The 22020-nt window shown below is 50.1% G+C and carries 19 protein-coding genes; 17 read left to right on the forward strand and 2 right to left on the reverse strand.

Annotated features, from left to right (window positions below):
* The first annotated feature begins 93 nt into the window (after positions 1-93).
* The 5 genes from QQL65_RS12855 to QQL65_RS12875 all read left to right on the forward strand — a co-directional run bounded on the left by QQL65_RS12855 (position 94) and on the right by QQL65_RS12875 (position 8008).
* Positions 94-1437, forward strand: a complete 1344-nt coding sequence (locus QQL65_RS12855; protein WP_284365175.1) for a TolC family outer membrane protein — start codon at positions 94-96, stop codon at positions 1435-1437.
* A 138-nt stretch (positions 1438-1575) separates the two neighbouring features.
* A complete protein-coding gene (locus tag QQL65_RS12860; protein ID WP_284365177.1) occupies positions 1576-2454 on the forward strand; it encodes a DUF2497 domain-containing protein in 879 nt (292 codons plus the stop codon).
* A gap of 125 nt (positions 2455-2579) precedes the next feature.
* The gene (locus tag QQL65_RS12865; RefSeq protein WP_284365178.1) at positions 2580-5237 is read left to right on the forward strand and encodes a valine--tRNA ligase; all 2658 of its coding nucleotides are present in this window, start codon (positions 2580-2582) and stop codon (positions 5235-5237) included.
* 274 nt (positions 5238-5511) lie between these two features.
* Positions 5512-7236 carry a dihydroxy-acid dehydratase gene (gene ilvD / locus QQL65_RS12870; protein ID WP_284365181.1) on the forward strand — a complete coding sequence of 575 codons (1725 nt, stop codon included), beginning with the start codon at positions 5512-5514 and terminating at the stop codon, positions 7234-7236.
* Complete coding sequence (locus tag QQL65_RS12875; RefSeq protein WP_284365184.1) at positions 7223-8008, forward strand: tetratricopeptide repeat protein; 786 nt, start codon at positions 7223-7225, stop codon at positions 8006-8008. The genes ilvD and QQL65_RS12875 overlap by 14 nt, the downstream gene beginning before the upstream one ends.
* A gap of 11 nt (positions 8009-8019) precedes the next feature.
* Here QQL65_RS12875 and xth read toward each other — a convergent pair whose 3' ends face one another.
* Together xth and QQL65_RS12885 are read right to left on the reverse strand one after the other, a co-directional pair.
* Positions 8020-8799, reverse strand: a complete 780-nt coding sequence (xth, locus tag QQL65_RS12880) for an exodeoxyribonuclease III (RefSeq protein WP_284365187.1) — start codon at positions 8797-8799, stop codon at positions 8020-8022.
* 70 nt (positions 8800-8869) lie between these two features.
* Positions 8870-9220, reverse strand: a complete 351-nt coding sequence (locus tag QQL65_RS12885; RefSeq protein ID WP_284365190.1) for a HesB/IscA family protein — start codon at positions 9218-9220, stop codon at positions 8870-8872.
* A 102-nt stretch (positions 9221-9322) separates the two neighbouring features.
* On the opposite strand from QQL65_RS12885, the gene QQL65_RS12890 reads away from it, so the two are divergent.
* From QQL65_RS12890 to QQL65_RS12945, 12 genes are all read left to right on the forward strand, one after another.
* The gene (locus QQL65_RS12890) at positions 9323-10522 is read left to right on the forward strand and encodes a deoxyguanosinetriphosphate triphosphohydrolase (RefSeq protein WP_284365191.1); all 1200 of its coding nucleotides are present in this window, start codon (positions 9323-9325) and stop codon (positions 10520-10522) included.
* Between the two features lie 41 nt (positions 10523-10563).
* Positions 10564-12324 (forward strand): arginine--tRNA ligase, encoded by a 1761-nt coding sequence (argS, locus tag QQL65_RS12895; protein WP_284365193.1) that lies wholly within the window; start codon positions 10564-10566, stop codon positions 12322-12324.
* 90 nt (positions 12325-12414) lie between these two features.
* A complete protein-coding gene (locus QQL65_RS12900; protein ID WP_284365195.1) occupies positions 12415-14607 on the forward strand; it encodes an SPOR domain-containing protein in 2193 nt (730 codons plus the stop codon).
* A 107-nt stretch (positions 14608-14714) separates the two neighbouring features.
* Positions 14715-15506 carry a segregation and condensation protein A gene (locus QQL65_RS12905; RefSeq protein WP_379863279.1) on the forward strand — a complete coding sequence of 264 codons (792 nt, stop codon included), beginning with the start codon at positions 14715-14717 and terminating at the stop codon, positions 15504-15506.
* Positions 15507-15515: 9 nt separating this feature from the next.
* Complete coding sequence (scpB, locus tag QQL65_RS12910) at positions 15516-16217, forward strand: SMC-Scp complex subunit ScpB (protein WP_284365197.1); 702 nt, start codon at positions 15516-15518, stop codon at positions 16215-16217.
* A complete protein-coding gene (locus QQL65_RS12915; RefSeq protein WP_284365198.1) occupies positions 16201-17325 on the forward strand; it encodes an ABC transporter ATP-binding protein in 1125 nt (374 codons plus the stop codon). The genes scpB and QQL65_RS12915 overlap by 17 nt, the downstream gene beginning before the upstream one ends.
* A 62-nt stretch (positions 17326-17387) precedes the next feature.
* The gene (locus tag QQL65_RS12920; protein WP_284365199.1) at positions 17388-17582 is read left to right on the forward strand and encodes a twin-arginine translocase TatA/TatE family subunit; all 195 of its coding nucleotides are present in this window, start codon (positions 17388-17390) and stop codon (positions 17580-17582) included.
* A gap of 35 nt (positions 17583-17617) precedes the next feature.
* A complete protein-coding gene (tatB, locus tag QQL65_RS12925; protein WP_284365202.1) occupies positions 17618-18391 on the forward strand; it encodes a Sec-independent protein translocase protein TatB in 774 nt (257 codons plus the stop codon).
* Positions 18392-19201 carry a twin-arginine translocase subunit TatC gene (gene tatC / locus QQL65_RS12930; RefSeq protein ID WP_379863276.1) on the forward strand — a complete coding sequence of 270 codons (810 nt, stop codon included), beginning with the start codon at positions 18392-18394 and terminating at the stop codon, positions 19199-19201.
* 74 nt (positions 19202-19275) lie between these two features.
* Complete coding sequence (serS, locus tag QQL65_RS12935) at positions 19276-20556, forward strand: serine--tRNA ligase (protein ID WP_284365205.1); 1281 nt, start codon at positions 19276-19278, stop codon at positions 20554-20556.
* Positions 20553-21332, forward strand: coding sequence for a 5'/3'-nucleotidase SurE (gene surE, locus QQL65_RS12940; RefSeq protein WP_284365207.1), 780 nt, complete (start codon positions 20553-20555; stop codon positions 21330-21332). The genes serS and surE overlap by 4 nt, the downstream gene beginning before the upstream one ends.
* A gap of 7 nt (positions 21333-21339) precedes the next feature.
* A complete protein-coding gene (locus QQL65_RS12945) occupies positions 21340-21999 on the forward strand; it encodes a protein-L-isoaspartate O-methyltransferase family protein (protein ID WP_284365209.1) in 660 nt (219 codons plus the stop codon).
* The last annotated feature ends 21 nt before the right edge of the window (positions 22000-22020 follow it).

Below are 22020 nucleotides of genomic sequence, written 5' to 3' on the forward strand. Positions count from 1 at the left end.
ATGAGAATTTGAAATATTAATGAAAAGTTAATTTTCAATTCTAGGTCAGATGGTACATATTATGGATGCTTAGATCTGTTCGGGGTAATTGTTGTGTTTTTGAAGAAGTCTGTTTTTGCAGCGGCGGCACTGTCGTTCGCGCTCACCGGTGTTGTAAACGCTGAAAGTCTAACCAATGCGTTGGCAAAGGCATATACCAACAACCCTGCGATGGCTGCAGCGCTAATCAGCGTTAAATTGGCTTCTGAGGATATTGTGCTTCGTAAGGCTGGGAAACGCCCGCAAGTGAACCTGTCAGCAACAACCCAATATAGTTGGGCTGACTTAGGAGGTGTGCACACTGATGGTGGCACGACGAGCCTAAATCTCCAATATAATCAACGCCTCTTCGATGGGTTGAAAACCGACGCCCAGATTGATCAAGCGCGAGCGGTGGCTGACGCAACGGCGCATAGTTTGCGAAATACGGAGCAAAACGTTCTCCTAAATGCCGCGACTGCCTATATGGATGTAGTGCGCGATACAAACCTAGCAAGCCTTCGTGCTGACAATGTGAAGTTTTTGAGGGCCCAGGTTTCCTCTGCACGCAACCGGCTAAATATTGGCGAAGGTACAAAAATCGATGTAGCGCAAGCCGAAGCGCGTTTGGCTCAAGCGGTTGCGGCCTATAAGTCTTCAGTGAACTCCCTACGTACTTCACAGGCTAGCTATGTGCGTTGGATGGGAGCAAAACCCTCTGGGCTGAATTCTAATTTCAAGTTTGGTAGTGTTCTACCAAGATCGCTTGATGACGCACTGCGCTCTGCAAAGGCGAATCACCCCGCGATTCAAACCGCTATAGCTCAAGTTGAAGCTGCACGATATGGTACTGATGCAGCTTTGCGGGCATTTGGACCTACTTTGGACCTCATTGGTTCTATTTGTGCAATAGACTGCGGCGGCGGCGTATCTGCACGAGGAACTTCTGGTTCAATCCGACTGACATTGTCTATTCCAATTTACCAAGGTGGAGCACTTGGGGCATCCGCGCGCAAATCTAATCTTGCGCACATCAACGCGGAAGTCGATGCGCGAGCCACTGTTGATCAGGTAGAGGAAGCGGTGATTTCAGCTTGGTCTGGCCTGCAATCCTCTATCGCATTGATTGAATCTGCAAACGCAGCCGTTCGATCCAGCCAAATAGCTTTGGATGGTGTGATTGAAGAGCGCAACGTCGGTCAACGCACGACTTTGGACGTCTTGAATGCTCGCGCGGAACTGACCAGTGCCAGGGAAGCGCTTTACACTGCACAACGCAACAAAGTTGTAGCGGCGTTCTCATTGGTCTCGGCCGCTGGAAAACTTGATGCTGCGTCGCTTCACTTACCTGTGTCTATCAAGTCTGCGGACGGATATCGCGCGCGGGTAGAAGACATTTGGAGCGAGTTGCGGGACTAGTTCAACTTATTGGTGGAAAACGCAGATTTTGCCTGCCATCTGGACTAACATGTTAATATCTCGCACAATAAGCTGAAATAGTGCGAATCGCGTCGTGTAATTGATGTGCCAGTTGCTTCGCACGATTGTGAGGCCAAGATGAATCAACCTGCGTCTAAAGACCCATCGATGGACGAAATCCTGTCTTCAATTAGACAGATCATTGCAGATGATGAACCTGCAGCTGAAGAGCCAGCTGCGGAACCTGAGGTACTTGCAACAGAGATTACCAACGAAGATGACGACGGCGACGATTTGGCTTCGATGGCTGCGGCGGCACCAGAGCCGGTTGAAGAGGCTGCGGTGGCTGTTGAGCCTTCAGAAGAAGTGCCGCTTACACTTAGTCCGGAGCAAATGCTCAATCCACCGGCTGCAGAGCCTGTAGATATGGTTGCTGACGATGAACCTTTGGCGCTAAGTGCAGAACAAATGCTCAACCCACCGACATCTGAATCCGCGCCCGGTATTGCCGGAGCCGCAGATGATCTAGTGCGTGCTGCGCCCGCGCCTGAAGAGTTCGTGGCTGAATTCGGTGACGATGTGTCTGAAGACGTGCAGATGGTTGTTCCCGACGACATCGCGTTTATCAATGATGATGATGCTGAAGAATCCAATGAGACGCCGGAAGCTGACATTGACGCACTGACAGCAGAAGTCGATATCTCTGTCCTGGATGACGTTGCACCTGACGAAACCATCGATGAAGAGCCCGTTGCCGTTAGTCCATTACCTGATCAAAACTTGACGACCGAGATGTCTGAGGAATTGCTTGAGCCGACAACGCAGGCAGCTGCCAAAAGTGCATTTAGTCAGCTTGACGCGCTAACACTGTCGAGCGGTGGTGGTCAAACAGTTGAGGATTTGATCCGGGAAATGCTTCGACCAATGTTGAAAAGCTGGTTGGATGAAAACCTACCAGGCGTGGTCGAAAAACTTGTCCAGCGCGAAATCGAACGCGTTTCCCGCGGCAACAGATAAATCAAAAAAGCAGTTTTTGACCGTCTCGCTGTTGACAGTGCGGCTCGCCTTGGCTTTACACCTAGATTGAATTGAATTTCAGCCGTTGGCAGTCCTTGCGCAACGGCGGACAAAGGCTGTGCGAAATGATCGATAAGAGCTACAACCCGCAAGAGGTTGAAACCCGGATTTATGAAGGCTGGACAAGCAACAATTTGTTTGCGGCTGGTGCGGGCGCTGCAGAAGGCGCTGAAAGCTACTGTATTGCGATGCCACCACCAAACGTCACAGGAGATCTTCATGTCGGCCATGCGCTAACTTTCACGATTCAGGATTTACTCGCGCGTTTTGAACGAATGCGCGGCAAGAATGTGCTCTGGCAGCCGGGCACCGATCATGCTGGTATAGCTACACAGATGATTGTTGAGCGACAACTGATGGAAAACCAGCTGCCATCGCGAAGAGATTTGGGCCGCGAAAAATTCCTAGAAAAAGTATGGGAATGGAAAGAAAAGAGCGGCAACACCATTGTTTCGCAGCAAAAGCGACTAGGTGCATCGGCTGACTGGTCACGTCAGCGCTTTACCATGGACGATGGTATGTCCGAGGCCGTTCTAAAGGTCTTTGTGCAGTTGCACAAAGAGGGGCTGATTTACAAAGACAAGCGCTTGGTAAACTGGCATCCCGTGTTGCAAACAGCCATTTCCGATCTGGAAGTTGAGAATATCGACGTTAATGGTCACATGTGGCACCTAAAATATCCTATCGATGGCACTGACGAAACCATCACTGTTGCGACAACGCGTCCAGAAACAATGCTTGGTGACACTGCCGTTGCTGTTCACCCAGAAGATGAGCGATATGCGCACCTGGTTGGTAAGATGGTTGTTCTCCCGTTGACGGGGCGCAAAATCCCAATCGTGACAGATGAACATGCTGATCCTGAGCAGGGTTCTGGTGCGGTAAAGATTACGCCGGCCCACGACTTTAATGACTTTGAGGTAGGCAAACGCAACAATCTTGAAATGATCAATATCTTCACCGTCGATGCAAAAATCAACGAAGAAGCGCCTGAAGCTTATCGAGGGCTGGATCGTTTTGAAGCGCGCAAGAAAGTTATTGCTGATCTGGATGCGCTCGGTGTGTTGGTTGAGGTCGAAGACAAAATTGTTTCGATCCCACATGATGAAAAGTCTAAGCAAGTCGTCATCGAGCCATATTTGACTGACCAGTGGTATGTAGACGCGGAAACTCTAGCAAAACCAGCTCTTGCAGCTGTTAAAGAAGGACGCACCAAATTTGTCCCGAAGAACTGGGAAAACACTTACTACGCTTGGATGGAAAATCTTCAGCCTTGGTGTATCTCTCGCCAGTTGTGGTGGGGCCATCAAATCCCGGCATGGTACGGCCCAGATGGTGAAGTATTTGTTGCTGCGACCGAAGGTGAGGCGCAAGCTGCGGCTGATGCGCATTATGGCGCTCCGACAGAAATCAAACGCGATGAAGACGTGCTCGATACTTGGTTTTCATCGGCTCTTTGGCCTTTCTCAACGCTCGGCTGGCCTGAAAAAACAGATGAATTGGCGACTTACTACCAAACCAACACGTTGGTAACAGGCTTTGACATTATCTTTTTCTGGGTCGCCAGAATGATGATGTTTGGTCTGCATTTCATGGAAGAAGAGCCGTTTGAAAATGTTTACGTGCACGCTCTCGTTCGTGATGAGCATGGCCAGAAGATGTCAAAAACCAAGGGCAACGTGATTGATCCGTTGGTGCTGTTCGACGAGTATGGCACCGATGCGACGCGATTTACGCTCGCTGCGATGGCTGCGCAGGGTAGGGACCTTCGATTGTCGCTATCCCGAGTTGAGGGCTACCGAAACTTTGTAACAAAGATTTGGAATGCTGCGCGTTTCCTTGAAATGAATGAATGCATTCGGGTTGATGGATATGATCCTAAATCAGTTAGCTCGACCCTTAATAAATGGATTTTGAGCCGAACAGCGAAGGCTGTTGCAGAAGTTGAAAAATCCATCGAGACCTTCCGCTTCAATGAATCGGCCAATGCCGCATACGATTTTGTATGGGGAACATTCTGCGATTGGTTTGTTGAACTGGCCAAGCCGGTGTTCAACAGCGACGACGAGGCACTCAAAGCTGAAACACGCGCAACTGCAGCCTATGCATTGGATCAAATATTGAAGTTGCTACACCCATTTATGCCGTTCGTCACCGAAGAGCTTTGGGCGCAAACCGCTAAGCAAGGTCCCGCACGTGAAAAACAATTGATTGTTTCGCGTTGGCCAGAAATTGCTGATTTGATTAATGAAGATGCTGAAGGCGAAATGGGATGGTTGATTGATTTGATTTCTGGCATTCGTTCAGTACGGGTTGAAATGAATGTGCCTGCTAGCGCGAAAGTTCCGCTAATTGTGGTGGATGCAGATGCGACCACTCGTGCTCGGTTGGAAAGCCAAGGGGCGATGGTCAAACGTTTGGCGCGCATAGAAGACATTTCTTTTGCAGATGCTGTTCCGAACGAAGCGGCGCAGTTGGTCTTAAACGAGGCTACTTTCTGCTTGCCGTTGGCTGGTGTGATCGACATTTCTGCTGAAAAAGAGCGACTAGGCAAAGACTTGGCCAAGCTCGACAAAGAAATTGATAGCGTTGACCGCAAGTTGGCCAATGAGCAGTTTATTTCAAAGGCACCAGATCATGTTGTGAATGATCAAAAACAACGTCGAGCAGATGCCGTGGCCAAAAAGGAACGCGTTGAAGCAGCGCTTGCGCGTCTAGGCTAAACGGAACTGTCATAATTCTGCAACACAGTGGAATAAATCACACATTCTTGAATGGCGGCCACATTTTGACGATGTGGTCGCCATTTTTTTAACCCATTGGGGCGACATAACAGGCGAAAGAACAGCCGACTTGGCGGATGGCGTGTTGTTTATGTCGCAGTTTTAATGCGAACCGTGCCGTACGCCTTGTCACAATTGTGCCTTGCATCAAACGGTGGCCGAAGTAAAAACATTTTAGTGCTACGGCAACAATGATGCTTGGAAGGAACAACCTGTGGACGACAACAAAATCGACAAGACAAAATTACCTAGTCGACATGTAACCGAAGGCGCTGCGCGCGCGCCGCATCGGTCGTATTATTATGCAATGGGATTAACCAGCGGTCAGATACACCAGCCATTTGTTGGGGTTGCGACATGTTGGAATGAAGCAGCCCCATGTAACATTGCCCTTTCGCACCAAGCACAGTTTGTAAAAAAGGGCGTTGCTGCAGCCAACGGTACGCCACGTGAGTTTACAACAATTACCGTAACTGATGGCATTGCCATGGGGCACCAAGGCATGAAGTCATCATTGGTGTCACGTGACGTGATTACAGATTCGGTCGAACTGACCATGCGCGGCCACAGCTATGATGCGCTCGTTGGACTAGCTGGTTGCGACAAATCGCTGCCAGGGATGATGATGGCTATGGTTCGTTTGAACGTGCCGTCAGTGTTCCTCTACGGCGGCTCAATTCTACCTGGTAACTTCAAGGGCAACCCGGTCACGGTTCAGGACGTTTTCGAAGCCGTTGGTAAGCATTCGGTCGGCGATTTTTCCGATGCCGATTTGGAAGAGCTTGAGCGCGTCGCTTGTCCTTCTTCTGGCGCTTGTGGCGCTCAGTTTACCGCTAACACCATGGCAACAGTGTCAGAAGCAATTGGACTGGCGATGCCTTATTCGGCGGGCGCTCCGGCGCCTTATGAAATTCGCGATCAATTCTGCTACACCGCTGGTGAGCAAGTAATGGAGCTGATTAAACTAAACATCCGCCCACGGGATATCGTTACCCGCAAAGCGCTTGAAAATGCGGCAACTGTGGTTGCTGCGTCTGGTGGCTCAACAAACGCCGCGCTTCACTTGCCAGCAATTGCAAACGAAGCGGGTATTGAGTTTGATCTTTTCGATGTTGCCGAAATCTTCAAGAAAACGCCTTACATCGCTGATCTGAAGCCCGGTGGTCGCTATGTGGCAAAAGATATGTTTGAAGCTGGCGGTATTCCGCAGCTCATGAAGACGTTGCTCGACAACGGTTTTATGCACGGCGATTGCATGACCGTCACTGGTCGCACCATTGCTGAAAACCTTGAAAAGGTTAAATGGAACGACAAGCAAGATGTCGTATGGCCCGCCAACAAGCCGATTACTAAAACCGGTGGCGTCGTTGGTTTGAAAGGCAATCTTGCGCCAGACGGTGCGATTGTGAAGGTCGCTGGTATGACTGAGTTGGAGTTCACCGGTCCTGCACGTTGTTTTGACAGTGAAGAAGAGTGCTTTAAGGCAGTATCCAAGCGAGAATACAAAGAAGGCGAAGTGCTGGTTATCCGCTACGAGGGTCCCCAAGGTGGACCTGGTATGCGTGAAATGCTGGCAACAACCGCTGCGCTTTACGGCCAGGGAATGGGTGACAAGGTTGCTTTGATTACCGATGGTCGTTTCTCAGGCGCTACTCGCGGCTTTTGTATCGGCCATGTTGGTCCTGAAGCCGCTGTTGGTGGCCCGATTGGACTATTGGAGAACGGTGACCAAATCACGATCAACGCCAATACCGGCGAAATCTCTGTTGCATTGACAGATGAAGAACTTGAAGCCCGCAAAGCCAAGTGGCAGCCGCGCGAAACCAACTTTGGTTCCGGCGTCATTTGGAAATATGCACAAGGTGTTGGGCCAGCGCGTTATGGCGCACTTACCCACCCCGGTGCGAAGGGCGAAAAGGAGTGCTATGCGGACATTTAGCACGAACGCTGGAGTTTGGGTTTTTGCCTTTATGTTGGCGCTTGCGGGAGTAAGCAGCGCCAACGCACAGGACAATACCAATATATTGTCTTTGTTTGGCACCAACGACAGCGAAGTGTCTAACCACGACCTGCTGGCAGCTTTGGAAGAAGCTGCCGAAGCAGGCCAGCCGATTGCTCTTTGGCGGTTGGGGGTAATGTATGAAAAAGGCGAAGGTGTTCAAAAAGATCGCACAAAAGCCTTTTTGTATTTCCGCGAACTCGCCAACGACCATGCTGACACGCCACCTAAGTCTGTCGGTGCGGATATTGTGGCGCAAAGTTTCTTGAAAATTGGCGAATATTATCGTGAGGGTGTTCCTGACGCTGGTGTGCAAGCGGACAACTCGCTTTCCCGGAAGCTGTTGCTACATGCAGCGTCTTATTTCGGTGACCCGGATGCCCAGTTCAAAGTGGGCCAGCTTTATCTAGACGAAAACGAGTTTGGTTATTCTCCGTTGCAAAGCGCTCGTTGGCTTTCACTCGCATCACGCAAAGGTCATGCTGCTGCGCAAGCTACACTAGGCGACTTGATGTTTAACGGAGAGGGCATCGATGCCGATCCCGTCGAGGGTCTTATGTGGCTGACACTTGCTAATCGTAACGCAGGTGGCACCGACGACGAACATTGGATTGCTGAACTACACGAACGAGCAATCTCTGTTGCCTCGCCGGATGAGCGCGAGCAAGCAATTCAAGCTGCTGACACATTAGGTGGCCGATTCGGCGGCTAACAATTCAAGTCTTAGAAACTGAAATGGCCGACTACGGGTACATGGTCCGAAGGTTTTTCGCGCCCGCGCACGTCTTTGTGGATTTCTACACTTTCAAGGTGGTCGGTCGCCTGTGGCGAACACATTAGATGATCAATCCGGATGCCGTTGTTTTTACGCCATGCACCAGCTTGAAAGTCCCAGAAAGTATAAGCTTCTTTATTGTTCACTGCGCGCAAGGCATCAGTCATCCCAAGCGATTGAAGAGTTCTAAACCGCTCTAGACTTTCTGGCCGGTAAAGTGCATCACCCCACCATGCGTCATGGTCATGAGTGTCGAGCCGTTCTGGGATAATGTTGTAATCCCCAGTAATTATGAGCGGTTCTTCAAGTAGGAGTCGATCTTTTGCCCAGGTAATTAGTCGGTCCATCCAACCAAGTTTATAGGGGAATTTCTCAGTATCCACTGGGTTGCCATTTGGCAAATAAATGCCCGCAACGCGAATTGGTCCGGCAGGTCGTGAAATCACGCACTCGATGAACCTTGCCTGTTCATCAGTTTCATCACCCGGCAGGCCGCGATTGACTTCTTCGAATGGATGTAAGGAAAGCAGCGCAACGCCGTTAAAGCTTTTTTGCCCGTGTGTTTCTACATTGTAGCCAAGGTCCTCAAAAACCTCACGTGGAAAATTCTCATCAATGCTTTTGATTTCTTGCAAACATACCAGGTCAGGTTTGTTTTCCTTCAACCAATATTCGACCTCAGGCAGACGCGCCTTTATGCCATTAATGTTCCAAGTCGCGATTTGCATGAGAATCTTTGGGCCTTTTCCGTGAATCGGAGTTTCAACCTAAGGCGAAGCAAACTTGGCTGCAACGCAATTACACCGAAAAACTGGTGCCGCACCCGCAAGATGCAACTGCATTGGGGTTGTTGATCTGAAAACTCTGGCCAATTAGGTCATTCACAAAGTCGATCTCGGCGCCCTGCATAAATTCGAGGCTCAAAGAATCAATCAAAACTTTCGCTTTGTCGTTACCCAAAACCAAGTCGTCTTCTGACGGTTCTTCTTGCACCAAATTGTATTCATATTGAAATCCGGAGCAACCGCCACCAGAAACCGCAACCCGCAAAACAGTGCCTGGTTTCTGTTTGGACAAGATAGCCTCGATCCGTGCCAAAGCTGCGTCTGTAACCGATACTTTTTCAGGAGCCGTAGCTACATCTGACATAATAATTTCCTATCGTCGTCGCCGAAAAGGCGATTTCACAAGTCTTGTTTAATAGATAGGCTTCATAAAGCGGTTTGAAAAGAGGGTACAAGGAAAGTTGAAATGCAGACAAATTCCGCGCTTGCACCATATGCCTCCCACGCCGAACAAACGAAGGGTAGGCTCTACAACACAAGTGATAGCCCCACACGATCTGAGTTTCAGCGCGACCGCGACCGCATCATTCATTCCAACGCATTCCGACGCCTCAAACACAAGACGCAAGTTTTCTTGCACCACGAAGGTAACCACTTTCGGACACGTCTCACACACACATTGGAGGTGTCTCAGATCGCCCGCTCCATTGCCCGCGCACTCCATTTAAACGAAGACCTCGCTGAATGCCTAGCGCTTGCCCACGATTTGGGACATACACCGTTTGGCCATGCGGGGGAGCGCGTAATGCATGCAAAAATGCAGGCGCATGGCGGCTTTGACCATAATGTGCAGGCGTTGCGCGTGGTGACCTCGTTAGAGAATAGGTATGCTGAACATGATGGCTTAAACCTGACTTGGGAGACACTTGAAGGGATTATTAAGCACAATGGACCGCTAGTAGATGGACAAGGTCGACCAATCGGCAAATATGTTGAAGAGGGTTTGCCATTTGGACTCGATCTTATTGCTTCGGTCTCAGATTTGCGACTGGAAAGTTTTGCGAGCCTTGAGGCACAAGCCGCAGCGATTGCGGATGACGTTGCATACAATGCCCATGACATTGATGACGCGCTGCGCGCAGGATTGCTTTCTCTTGATCAGCTGCGCGAAGTGCCTATTGTTGGTGACATTGTTCAAGAGGTCCAGCAACGGTATCCAGAAGTAAGCGCTGATCGTCAATCGCATGAGACCATTCGTAGGTTGATCACAAGAACAATTGAAGATGTCATCCGCACTGCAGAAGCTAATATCAAAGCCTGCGATCCAAAGAATGCAGAAGATGTGCGCTTGGCTGGCAAACCGCTGATTTGCTTCTCCGATGACGTTGGTGTGCAAGAAAAGAAGTTGAAGAGTTTTCTTTTTGCCAAAGTCTATCGCTCAGAAACTGTGATGGCACCTGTGAAGCAGGGGGAACAAATTGTAGCAGCTTTGTTCGATGCTTTCGTGGAAGGCGAGCCAATGCCAGAAGAGTGGGAACGTTTGGCTAAATCAAGTCCCATCGGTGGTCGAGAGCGCATTGTTTGCGACTTCGTTTCCGGCATGACAGACCCTTACGCGACAAACACATTCAACCGATTGTTTGACGCGGACGTGGATTTCCGGTAACCGCTTGCACAATCAATTCTTTATAAGATGGACAAAGCAAAATGGACGCATTTGCAGTCTTCCGCAATCGCGTGGAAGAGAAACTGATCAACCTATTTCCAGAACTGAGCGACAACAAACAAGCGCTTAGCCGATTTGTGGTTGAACCGCCTCGCGATGCCAGCCATGGCGATTTGTCATGCAATGCTGCAATGGTTTTGTCGAAAGTTCTGAAATCAAATCCGCGCGCGATTGCTGAGAAGCTTGTCGCAGAGTTTGCAAACGACGAACAGGTTGAGAAAATCGATGTCGCGGGCCCTGGCTTTATCAACTTCACCCTTACGCCCGACGTATGGCAATCAGTCATTGCCGATGCCAACAAACAAGGCGCTGACTATGGACGGCCTGAAGTAGCACCTGTTGGCAAGGTGAATGTGGAATACGTGTCCGCAAACCCAACGGGGCCTTTACATGTTGGGCACACGCGAGGTGCAGTTTTTGGTGACGCCTTGGCAAGCCTTATGGACTTTTGCCGATACGACATCACTCGCGAATACTACATCAATGACGCTGGTGGTCAGATTACGGTTTTGGCGAACTCTGCATATTTGCGGTATTGCGAAGCGTTGGGCGATGACATTGGTGAGATCCCCGCAGGTCTTTATCCTGGAAAGTATTTGATCCCAGTCGGTCAGGCGTTGGCGGAGAAGTTCGGCGATAGTCTAAAATCGATGGACGAGACAGAGCGCGAAACCACAATTCGACCAGTAGTGCTCGAATTGATGATGGATCTTGTGCGGGACGACCTCAAAAAGCTTGGTATCAAGCACGATTTGTTCTTCTCAGAAGCATCACTACATGGTGGTGGCAATGGTGGCGACATCAAGGAAACGCTTGATTGGCTTGGCGAAGAAGGCTTGGTCTACCAGGGCACTTTGGAAGCGCCGAAAGGCAAAACGCCTGAAGATTGGGAAGACCGCGAACAGACCTTGTTTAAAGCAAGCGACTTTGGCGACGATACAGATCGGGCGCTTGTAAAGTCCGATGGCACCTACACATATTTTGCGGCTGATATCGCTTATCACCGTAACAAGTATTTGCGGGGCTTCAATAGCCAAATCGTTGTGCTTGGTGCAGACCACGCTGGTTATATCAAGCGTTTGAGCGCTGCCGGAAAAGCAGTATCTGGTGGCGAAGCAGAAGTAGATGTTAAAATTTGCCAGCTTGTAAACCTTTTGCGTAACGGTGAGCCTGCAAAAATGTCCAAGCGCAGTGGTAACTTCGTAACAATGGCTCAGTTGGTGGACGAAGTTGGTGCGGATGTTGTTCGGTTCATCATGCTGTTCCGTAGAAACGAAGCGCAACTGGACTTTGACTTTGATCTGGTAACCCAGCAAACACGTGAAAACCCAGTGTTCTACGTACAATATGCGCATGCACGCGCATGTTCAGCCTTTAGAAATGCCGCGCGGGATGTGCCAGAGCTGGATGTTTCACTCGAGGCCCTACAAAAAGCGGACCTTTCAAAATTATCTCATCCTGCAGAAATTTCGTTGCTTAAAACAATGGGACAGTTTCCACGTGCGATCGAAGCTGCTGCTGCAGCACATGAACCGCACCGCGTTGCGTTCTATGTTCATGAACTCGCGGCGGCGTTCCACGCATTCTGGACAAAGGGCAAAGAAGAGCCGCAGTTACGATTTGTTAATCATGAAGATAGGACAATAACACTGGCGCGACTCGCGATGGTAAATGCTGTTCGACAGATTTTACGAAATGGTTTGAGTATACTTGGAGTGTCTGCGCCCGAGGAACTATCATAATTCAGGCACATTGCTGGTTTACCAGCTGTATTACTTGAGTGCCGTGAATGTAGAGGTGAGGGCCATAACCAACGTTATTGGCCAAGCAACATGACAAATTCGAATGATCGCAACAATCTGGCTGCAGATCAAACAGATGATTTGATCGCAGAACTTGCGCGTATCGTAGCTGACGACGCTAAACAGTCGACTGTTTCACAAGCCGTCGATGAGCGTGCGCAGATGGCTGCAACGGCTCGCGAACAACTTCCAGATCAGCAATCATTCGACGCAATTTCTCATCCGGGCCCCGTCGATCCACCTGTTGAGGAACAAACAAGTTCTCAACCCACATCAACTGAAGCGGACGTTGTGCCGTTTGGTGGTCGGGACGAAGCGTTGCCATTTTCGCAAATTGGTGAAGGTGTAACTGCTGTTCCATCCGCGCAAAATGCGACAACGGAGACTGTTTCTAAACACGTTGACCAGGGTAACTCACCGTTTGAATTCGACTTTTCTCAGAATATCCAAGCGGGTGTCGGCGAAACGCAACTTCCGAAAGTTGATTCAAAGCCATTTGTGGAGCCGACTGCCGACGCTGAGGTTTTGCCAGAAACAAGCGAAGAAGCACCGACGCCTGACGTTTTGGATGGTATTGCCGCAATAATTGAAGATGTTGAGAAACAATCTGCGCCTCAGCCCGAACCTGAATTTGAACCGATCCCTGTGCCACAAGAGACTATTGCGGTGCAACAAGATGAAGTTGCAGCTGAAGACAGGTCCGATTTCACTTCCGAACCCGAAGTGGCGCATGAACGAGATACAAGTTTTGAGTTCACTCCGCAGCGAGATTTAGAAATACCTGATGGCGAAGATGAATTTGCAGTGCCACCGTCCCAAACCAGTGATGGTGCAGATTTGGATGCCGTGATTGATGATCCGTTGGCGGAGATTGAAAGCCTAATAGCTGATACACAGACGCCAGCGCCTGCACCTCAATCAAAACCTGCAGATGCTGCTGAGGCGGCTATTATGGCAGCTTTGGCTTCAGCAACCAGCCAGCCAAAGTTTGAAGCATCACCGGTGGCTGCAGCGCGAGCAAGCGCATCGCCTAGGCAAGAACCCAGATTCGATGCAGATGTTCCAACGGCGCGCGATTCCATTAGTCCGGCATTGAACGAAACACCCGCGGCAGAACCAGAACAAGAGTATATTGAAGAGCGCCGTCGTGGGGGCGTTTTGCCAATCTTAGCTTCTGTAGCGGCAATCTTATTGTTGGCGGTAATAGGCGGGGTTGGCTACTGGTTTTTTGTTGGGCAGGGACCAAGCGATGGCGACGTTCCTGTGGTCGCCGCGCAAAACACAAATGTTAAGGAAGTGCCTGAAGTCACTCCAGCGGAAACTGAGGCTCAAGGGCAAAGTGTTTTCAATGCACTTGAAGGGAACACAGAAACTCCAACTGAAGAGCAAATCGTCTCTCGCGATGAAACCGCAGGTGCATCCGGCACAGAAGTTGCGCGTGTTGTGACTCCCACAAGTTCGAGCAATGGCCTAACAAACCGCAAGGTGAAAACTGTTACAGTTTTGGCTGATGGTACTATTGTCAGTGGCAATGAAGCTTCAGCCGGCGCTGAACAGCTCCCTCAGGATGTGCGACCAAATGCACCCACAGTTGCGGTAGAGACACCGAATTCTGAAACTGATGAAATTGCAAATGTGCTCAATGCAATAAAAGAAGGAACTGACGCCGCGACCACATCAACGCCGGCTACCGCGCCAGCGTTGCCTGATACTTCGCAAGGTGAGGCCACTGAGGCAACTGCTGAACCAGCGACACCAATCGAAGTGGCAGCGATTGCAGATGATCCTGCAGCGCCAACGCCGCCTGCACGTCCATTTGGCTTAGGATCTGGGTCAGCACCGTCTCTGGCGCCGGTTGCAGCAAGCACAACACCTACGTCGAACGACACAGTTGCGCAGCCTATTTCACTTCTGCCGACCACAAATTCAACGCCTAGTGTACCTACATCGGCTACTTCAACAACAAGTGGAGTTGCTGCCCCATTCTATGTGCAACTAGCTTCACAACGCACACTAGAGACCGCACAGGCCACAGCGACGACCCTTAAACGCCAGTTTCCGTCGCAACTCGGTTCGCAGCCTATCGACATCAATCAAGTCGACCTTGGTGACAAAGGAATCTACTTCCGGGTCCGTGTTCCTTCAAACAGCTTGGCGGATGCGAATGCGCTTTGTTCCAGCCTGAAGTCGAATGGAGGCGATTGTTTCGTCAGAAACAACTAAAAGCCATCATTTTCAGTGAATTGGCGACCTTTGTCGCCAATCACGCTTGACCATTGGTTGCTCGCCGCGTCACACTCGTGCCGAATTGGTGAGTTAAGTCAGGTCACATGGCTCAAGGCGCAGATCAATCTGATTTTATGCAAGATAACCCACGGCCCAAAAGGGGCGAGGGGGTTATGTATGTTGATGTGAAAGGCTATGAAGGCCCTCTTGATTTGCTGCTTGATCTTGCACGCAAGCAAAAAGTGGATCTTGCCAACATCTCCGTGCTTGCGTTGGCAGAACAATATCTCAGTTTTATTGATACAATTCGTGAGCGTCGGATTGAAGTTGCTGCCGATTATCTTGTGATGGCGGCATGGCTGACTTTCTTGAAAAGTCGCCTGATGGTCCCACATGAAGATGATAACGATGAGCCGACTGGTGAAGAAATGGCCGCTTTGCTGCAGTTTCGTCTTAAGCGGCTTGAAGCAATGCGCGACGCGGCGGAGAAATTGATCAATAGGCCGCAGCTCAACCGTGAAATATTCGCACGCGGCGATCCAGAATCGGTGGTAACCGATAGAAAGAACATCTGGGAGGCGACCTATTTCGACCTTTTGCGTGCATATGCTGTGCAACGGGAACGGCAAATCCCAGCGGAGTACGCACCAAAATCGCGCACCGTTTGGTCATTGCAAGATGCAGAGGATATTTTGCGCCGGTTGATCGGTGAAGGTGCAGACTGGGTGCCATTACATGCCTGCTTGTCACAATATCTTGATTTACCTGAAGAACGAATAACTGCGCTTGCTTCTAGTTTCACCGCATCGCTCGAGATGGTGAGGCAAGGACAGCTAGAATTGAGGCAAAGCAAAGTGTTCGGACCGCTTATGGTGCGCCGTAAATCGGTGGAATAGGACATCAAAATGGATCAAAACACTGGCCAAGTCATTGATGATGATAACGACATCGGAGAAATCACGGGTCGAAATCTGCGTGTGCTAGAGGCACTGCTGTTTGCTGCGAAAGAGCCATTACACCTTGAGGAGGCAAAGCCATTTCTGTCCGATGGTGCCAACATTGAAGACTTGGCTGCCCAGTTAAGCGAGAAATATAAGCATTCGGGCGTGAACTTGGTCAAACGAGGCGAAGCCTATGCCTTCCGCACTGCAGAAGACTTGGGCTTCCTGCTGCGACGCGAAGAAACTGAACGCAAGCCACTTTCCCGCGCCGCACTCGAGATTATGGCAATCATAGCCTACCACCAACCTGTTACGCGTTCGGAAATCGAAGAGGTACGCGGCGTCGCAACATCCAAAGGCACGCTTGATGTTTTGATGGAAGCTGGATGGGTGCGCATGCGCGGCCGCCGACGTACGCCCGGACGGCCTGTAACGTACGGTACAACACCCGAATTTCTGGACCATTTTGGTCTCGAAGCAATTACCGATCTGCCTGGATTGAACGAATTGAAGGGCACAGGGCTACTTTCAGCCAATTTGCCGCCTGATTTTGCTGTTCCAGCACCAAATGATGGGGATTTATTTGACAATGAAGACCCGCTTGATGCAGATGACGACGGCGACGACTTGTTGACTGAATTGAGCCAAGATGACTTCGATCACTAATGCTGAGACCAAATCTGGCGGGGTAGACCAGGAATGGGGGCCGCGTGGCACTGCCGGTATCAGTTTTGCTGCGGCCTTGGAGTTTAACCAGGTCCATTGTGAAATGGGTGGACGCGAGGTTTTGCGCGGCACAGATTTTTCAACTGCGCCGGGTGAAATATTGTGCCTACTTGGAGCATCAGGCTCGGGAAAGTCTACAATTCTGCGGGCAACTGCAGGTTTACAGGACATTTCTGCTGGAACAATTTCGATCAATAAAAAGGTTGTGGCATCCGCGTCGATTTCTGTTAGACCAGAAAAACGCGGCATCGGTTTGATGTTTCAAGATTTTGCGCTGTTCCCACATATGTCGGTTTTGCAAAATGTTGAATATGGGTTGAAGTCCCTAGGCCGCGAGGAAGCAAAAGTGCAGGCGATGCATGCCCTGAAACGCGTCGGTTTGGCTGATCGAGCCGAGGATTACCCTTCAAAGCTCTCAGGCGGTCAGCAACAACGTTTAGCGCTCGCACGTTCTATTGCTCCAAAGCCGGGGCTTTTGTTATTGGATGAGCCGTTTTCGTCACTGGACGCGCGATTGCGTGAAAGCGTACGTGCGGAAACCCTAGCAGTTCTTCGCGAAACGCGCGCGACCTGTGTTATTGTTACGCATGATCCCGAAGAAGCGATGTTGTTTGGTGATAAAATCGCTCTTTTACGCGATGGCACGATTGCGCAAATTGGTACGTCTGATGAAATCTACAATGCCCCGCTTGATCTGAGCGTCGCGCGCTTCTTTTCGCCAATTTCTGAAATGCACGCTACTGTGGCAAATGGGTATGCCGAAACGCCCCTTGGTAAGCTAAAAGTGGATGGCCGATCTGACGGCGCGAAAATCATTATCGCAATGCGGCCAGTTGCTTCTGCAAATTTGGTCGAAAAGGGCGAGGGGGCAATGGGTCGCGTTGTCAATAAACGCACTGCAATTGGCATTGATACAATTGAGGTGGCCGTGTCGGGAATTGATCAGCCTGTGCGCGTAAGACGTCCAGCCAGCGACGATGTGTATCCGGGACAAGACGTAAATATCGCGATAAACCCAAATCGCGTCCTTGTGTTTGACGCCATTTGAACATATTTGAATAGCAACAAGTTTTTTCGCGCGACAGTCGCGCGGATGAGAGGAGTAAAATCATGAATCCAGGTCCTTGGGGAATTCTAATCATTGCTGTAGCAGCTTTGTTGCTTTTTGGCCGCGGTAAGATTTCCGGCATGATGGGCGAAGTCGCTTCTGGCATCAAAGCTTTCCGCAAAGGTATGGCTGACGATGAAAAGCCAACGGCAGAGATCGAAGTCAAAAAAGAAGAATCTGAAAAAGACAAAAGCTAGTCTTTTCTTGATGCTACAACGTTAAGGGTGGCTTGATGCTGAACATCGGCTGGAGCGAAATGCTGATCGTTGCGGCGATCGCACTTATTGTGGTTGGTCCAAAGGACTTGCCAGCAATGCTGCGGCAATTGGGCCGCGTGTTCGGCACTGTGCGGCGCATGGGCAACGAGTTTAAGTCTGAAATCAACAAAGTTGCGGCTTTGGATGAAGTCAAAGACATAAAAAACTCGATTACAAAGCCGCTCGAAGACACCAACAAAGAGTTGACCGACCAATTCAATGCAATTGGAAAAGACGGTAGCGTTGAGCCTTCAGGCGCAATAAAGCCTTCAGTCGAAGGGCAAGAGAGTGTTGCGGACGAAATCCGTGAGTCAGCAGGTATGAAATCGAGCGCTGCCCCAGACCCGGCGGCCGCAGCGGCGAGCATGAAAGCGGCGATTTCGCGAGCGGAAGCGACCGCTGCAGAAAAAGCAGCTGCTGAAGCTGAAGCCAAGGCAGAGCCCGCCGCTAAGAAGAAAGCGGCGCCACGCAAGCGAGCTGCTGCCAAAACTGGTGCAAAGACCTCCACAACACGGAAACCAGCGGCAAAGAAGCCTGCTGCAAAAAGGGCACCCACTAAGCGCACAACTGCCACCAAATCCGCGGCGAGCAAGGCAACGACTGCAAGAAAGCCTGCTACGAAAAAGGCTGCGGCAAGCAAGGCAGCTGCAGAAAAGGCGGATAAGCCTGTAACGGCGGTTGCGAACAAGGGTGGAATTCCAGCCAAAACAGCAGCGAAATTGCAGCGCGCACCCAAAGGGGAAGCATAGATGAATAAGATGCTTGAAAACCCTGATGACGAAGTGAACCAAAGCGAAGCACCGCTGCTTGAGCATTTGATCGAATTGCGCACTCGCTTGATCTATTCATTTGCAGCGATAGCAGTTCTCTTTGTTGTTTGTTTCTTCTTAGCTGGCGAAATCTATGCTGTTTTGCTTGGGCCGTTTGTACAAGCAGTTGGTGGATCAGTTGAAGATGTCAGCCTGATTTATACAGCGCCGCAAGAAGCGTTTTTCACGGAGCTGAAGGTTGCATTGTTTGGCGCTATTTTCTTGGCCTTTCCCGTCTTGGCGAGCCAAGTCTATATGTTTGTCGCTCCGGGCCTGTACAAACGAGAGCGCTCTGCATTTATTCCCTATTTGATCGCGACCCCGGTATTGTTCCTTATCGGCGGCGCATTGGTCTATTTCGGCGTGATGCCGCTAGCGATGCGTTTCTTCTTATCATTTGAGCAATCTGGCGCCGGACAGGCGACAATTCAGAATATGACGCGCGTTAGTGAATATCTGTCGCTAACCATGACGCTGTTGTTAGCATTTGGACTGTGTTTTCAGCTGCCTGTTATTTTGACGTTGTTGGCGCGCGCAGAGATCATCACAGCAGACAATTTGAAGTCGTGGCGAAAATATGCGGTTGTTGCAATTCTGACGGTTGCTGCTTTCCTCACACCACCTGAACCGATGACCCAGATTGGCCTTGCTGTTCCTGTGTTCCTACTTTACGAGCTTTCCATCTTTGCTGTTCGATTTGTTGAACGATCGCGGGCAAACCGTGAAGCCGCATCTGAAAACGATGCGTAGTAAACAACCAAAAAATTCAGCAATTAGATAAACAAAGATCAGTATTTTTGATCGGCAAGAGCCGGAGCGACTAGATGTTTGACGTAAAATGGATACGAAACAATCCTGAAGCCTTTGATGCCAGCCTAAAAAGGCGCGGTGCAGAGCCACAATCAGCGCATGTATTAGCCCTTGATGATGCGCGCAAGGCGACGGTGCAGCAATTGAATGAATGGCAGGGCACCCGAAATGCTTCTTCCAAGCAGATTGGCCAGGCAAAAGCGCAGGGCGATGAAGACAAAGCACAGAAATTGCTCGCCGAAGTTGCTGACCTAAAAGCAAAGGTTCAGCAAGGCGAAGAGACAGAGCGCACTCAAACCGCGGAACTCAATGAATTGCTTGCTGGTTTGCCGAATTTGTTACTGGATGATGTGCCCGATGGGGCTGATGAAAACGACAATGTTGAGAAAAGCCGTTTCTCTGAGCCACGCCAGTTTAACTTTGAGCCAAAAGAGCATTACGAATTGGGCGAGCAACTGGGCCAGATGGACTTTGAGATTGCAGCAAAGATCGCTGGTTCACGATTTGTTGTTCTTAAAAACGATGTCGCACGTCTAGAGCGTGCGCTTGGTCAGTATATGCTGGACCTGCACACGCGCGAACACGGTTTTACCGAAGTGATTGCGCCGCTGCTTGTGCGTTCAGAAGCATTGTTCGGCACAGGCCAGCTTCCGAAGTTCTCTGAGGATGCGTTCCAGACTACGGATGATCGTTGGTTGATCCCAACCTCTGAAGTGTCATTGACCAACCTTGTTCGTGAAACCATGTTGAGCCATGAAGAATTGCCGCTGCGTTTCACTTCGCTCACACCTTGCTTTCGTTCAGAAGCCGGGTCTGCCGGTCGCGATACGCGCGGTATGCTGCGTCAGCACCAATTTTACAAAGTGGAAATGGTTGCTGTTACTGCGCCTGATAAGTCTTTGGAAGAGCATGAGCGTATGCTCGGTTGCGCCGAGGCTGTTATGAAGGGCCTTGATATCCCATATCGTGTGATGCGTCTTTGCTCGGGCGATATGGGCGCCACAATGATGCGCACATTCGACATTGAAGCTTGGTTGCCTGGGCAAAATACTTACCGCGAGATATCTTCTGTTTCTGTTGCAGGTGACTATCAAGCGCGCCGTATGGAAGCTCGTTATCGAGACGAAAATGGTAAGCCGCAATATGTTCACACTTTGAACGGCTCAGGTGTCGCCACCGGTCGAGCACTAATTGCTGTCATGGAAAACTACCAGCAAGAAGATGGCTCTATCGCCATCCCTGAAGTTTTGCAGTCATATATGGGCGGGCAGACTGAAATCTCAGCGGCAAAATGATGACTGAACCCTTGCGCATCCTGGTCACAAATGATGATGGCGTGGATGCGCCGGGAATCAAATTACTTGAGAAAATCGCTCACGAGATTTCAAGTGATGTTTGGGTCGTCGCGCCATCAGGCAATCAAAGTGGGGTGGGTCACAAATTTACCCTCGCGACGGAGTTGTCTTTGGACCAACGCGACCGAAAAACGTTCGCAATCGACGGCACGCCTGCTGATTGCGTCGCGATTGGCATGACACATGTTCTCAAAGACAAACCAGCAGATGTGGTTTTGTCTGGTATAAACCGCGGCCAAAATATTGCCGACATTGTCCATTGCTCGGGCACCGCCGCCGGGGCGCGGGAAGGGGCATTGCAGGGCGCACTCGGCATCGCGCTAAGCCAAAGCATGGACTTTAGCAACGAGCATTTGATCGAGTGGGAGTGTTCCGAACGCCACGGCGTAGCAGCTATTCGCTCAATCATAGAAAATCATCGCAACCAAGACATCTACTACAACGTCAACTTCCCAAGATGTGCCGCAGATGATGTCTCGGGTATAGAGTTGGTGCCACACCAGCGGTTTTCAACTTCTGCATTTGAGTATTATCCAAGCGACAATGAGGGGCACTTCTTCGTCACGATCTTAAAAACACCAACGCCCCTAGATGATGACGCCGATTGCGTCCGTTTGTTGGAGCATAATGCTGTCACCGTGACGCCAATGAAGTTGCAGCAGACTGATTTTGAAGCGATAAATGCACTAGATGGCAAGCTATCCTTAGCCGATTAGAGGCAGAATGTCTGACGATGAGCAAAACTTAGATTGGGCTCGAGCGTCGCTTGTACTTCAGGCGCGACAAACAGGCATTATGGATGGCCACATTCTCAAGGCGCTAGAATCGGTGCCACGCGAAGCCTTTGTGCCTGATGAGTATATCGAACATGCCTACCGCGATGTTTCCATTCCACTGGACAATCACCAGTCAATGATCTCGCCAATTAAGTTGGCAAAAATGCTCGTTGCACTTGATTTGGCGGATATGCCAACAAAGGTCTTGGAAATTGGCACGGGAAGTGGATATGGCACGGCTTTGATTTCAAAGCTTTGCAAACGTGTCTTTACAGTCGAACGCGATCGACATTTGCTGCGGGCTGCCACGGCATGTTGGAAAAAGGTAGGCATTTCAAATATTGTTGAAGCAAACGAGGACGGTTTGGCTGGCTGGTCACATCAAGCTCCATTTTCCCGCATAATACTAAACGGTTCCGTGCAGCAGGTACCTATCGAAATCATTGAACAGTTGAGCGAAGACGGAGTGCTGGTTGCTGCGATTGGTGCGCCCAGCGAAGTTCAAAAAATATCAAAGATTATCAAGGTCGATGGTCAACTAGATACATCTGTAATGGGCACAATCCGGTTGCCCGCACTCAAATCCGGAAAAAGTACAGCTCCTTAAACTCCCCTTTACCTTAACGCA

The organism is Maritalea porphyrae (assembly GCF_030159895.1).
Classification (GTDB): domain Bacteria; phylum Pseudomonadota; class Alphaproteobacteria; order Rhizobiales; family Devosiaceae; genus Maritalea; species Maritalea porphyrae.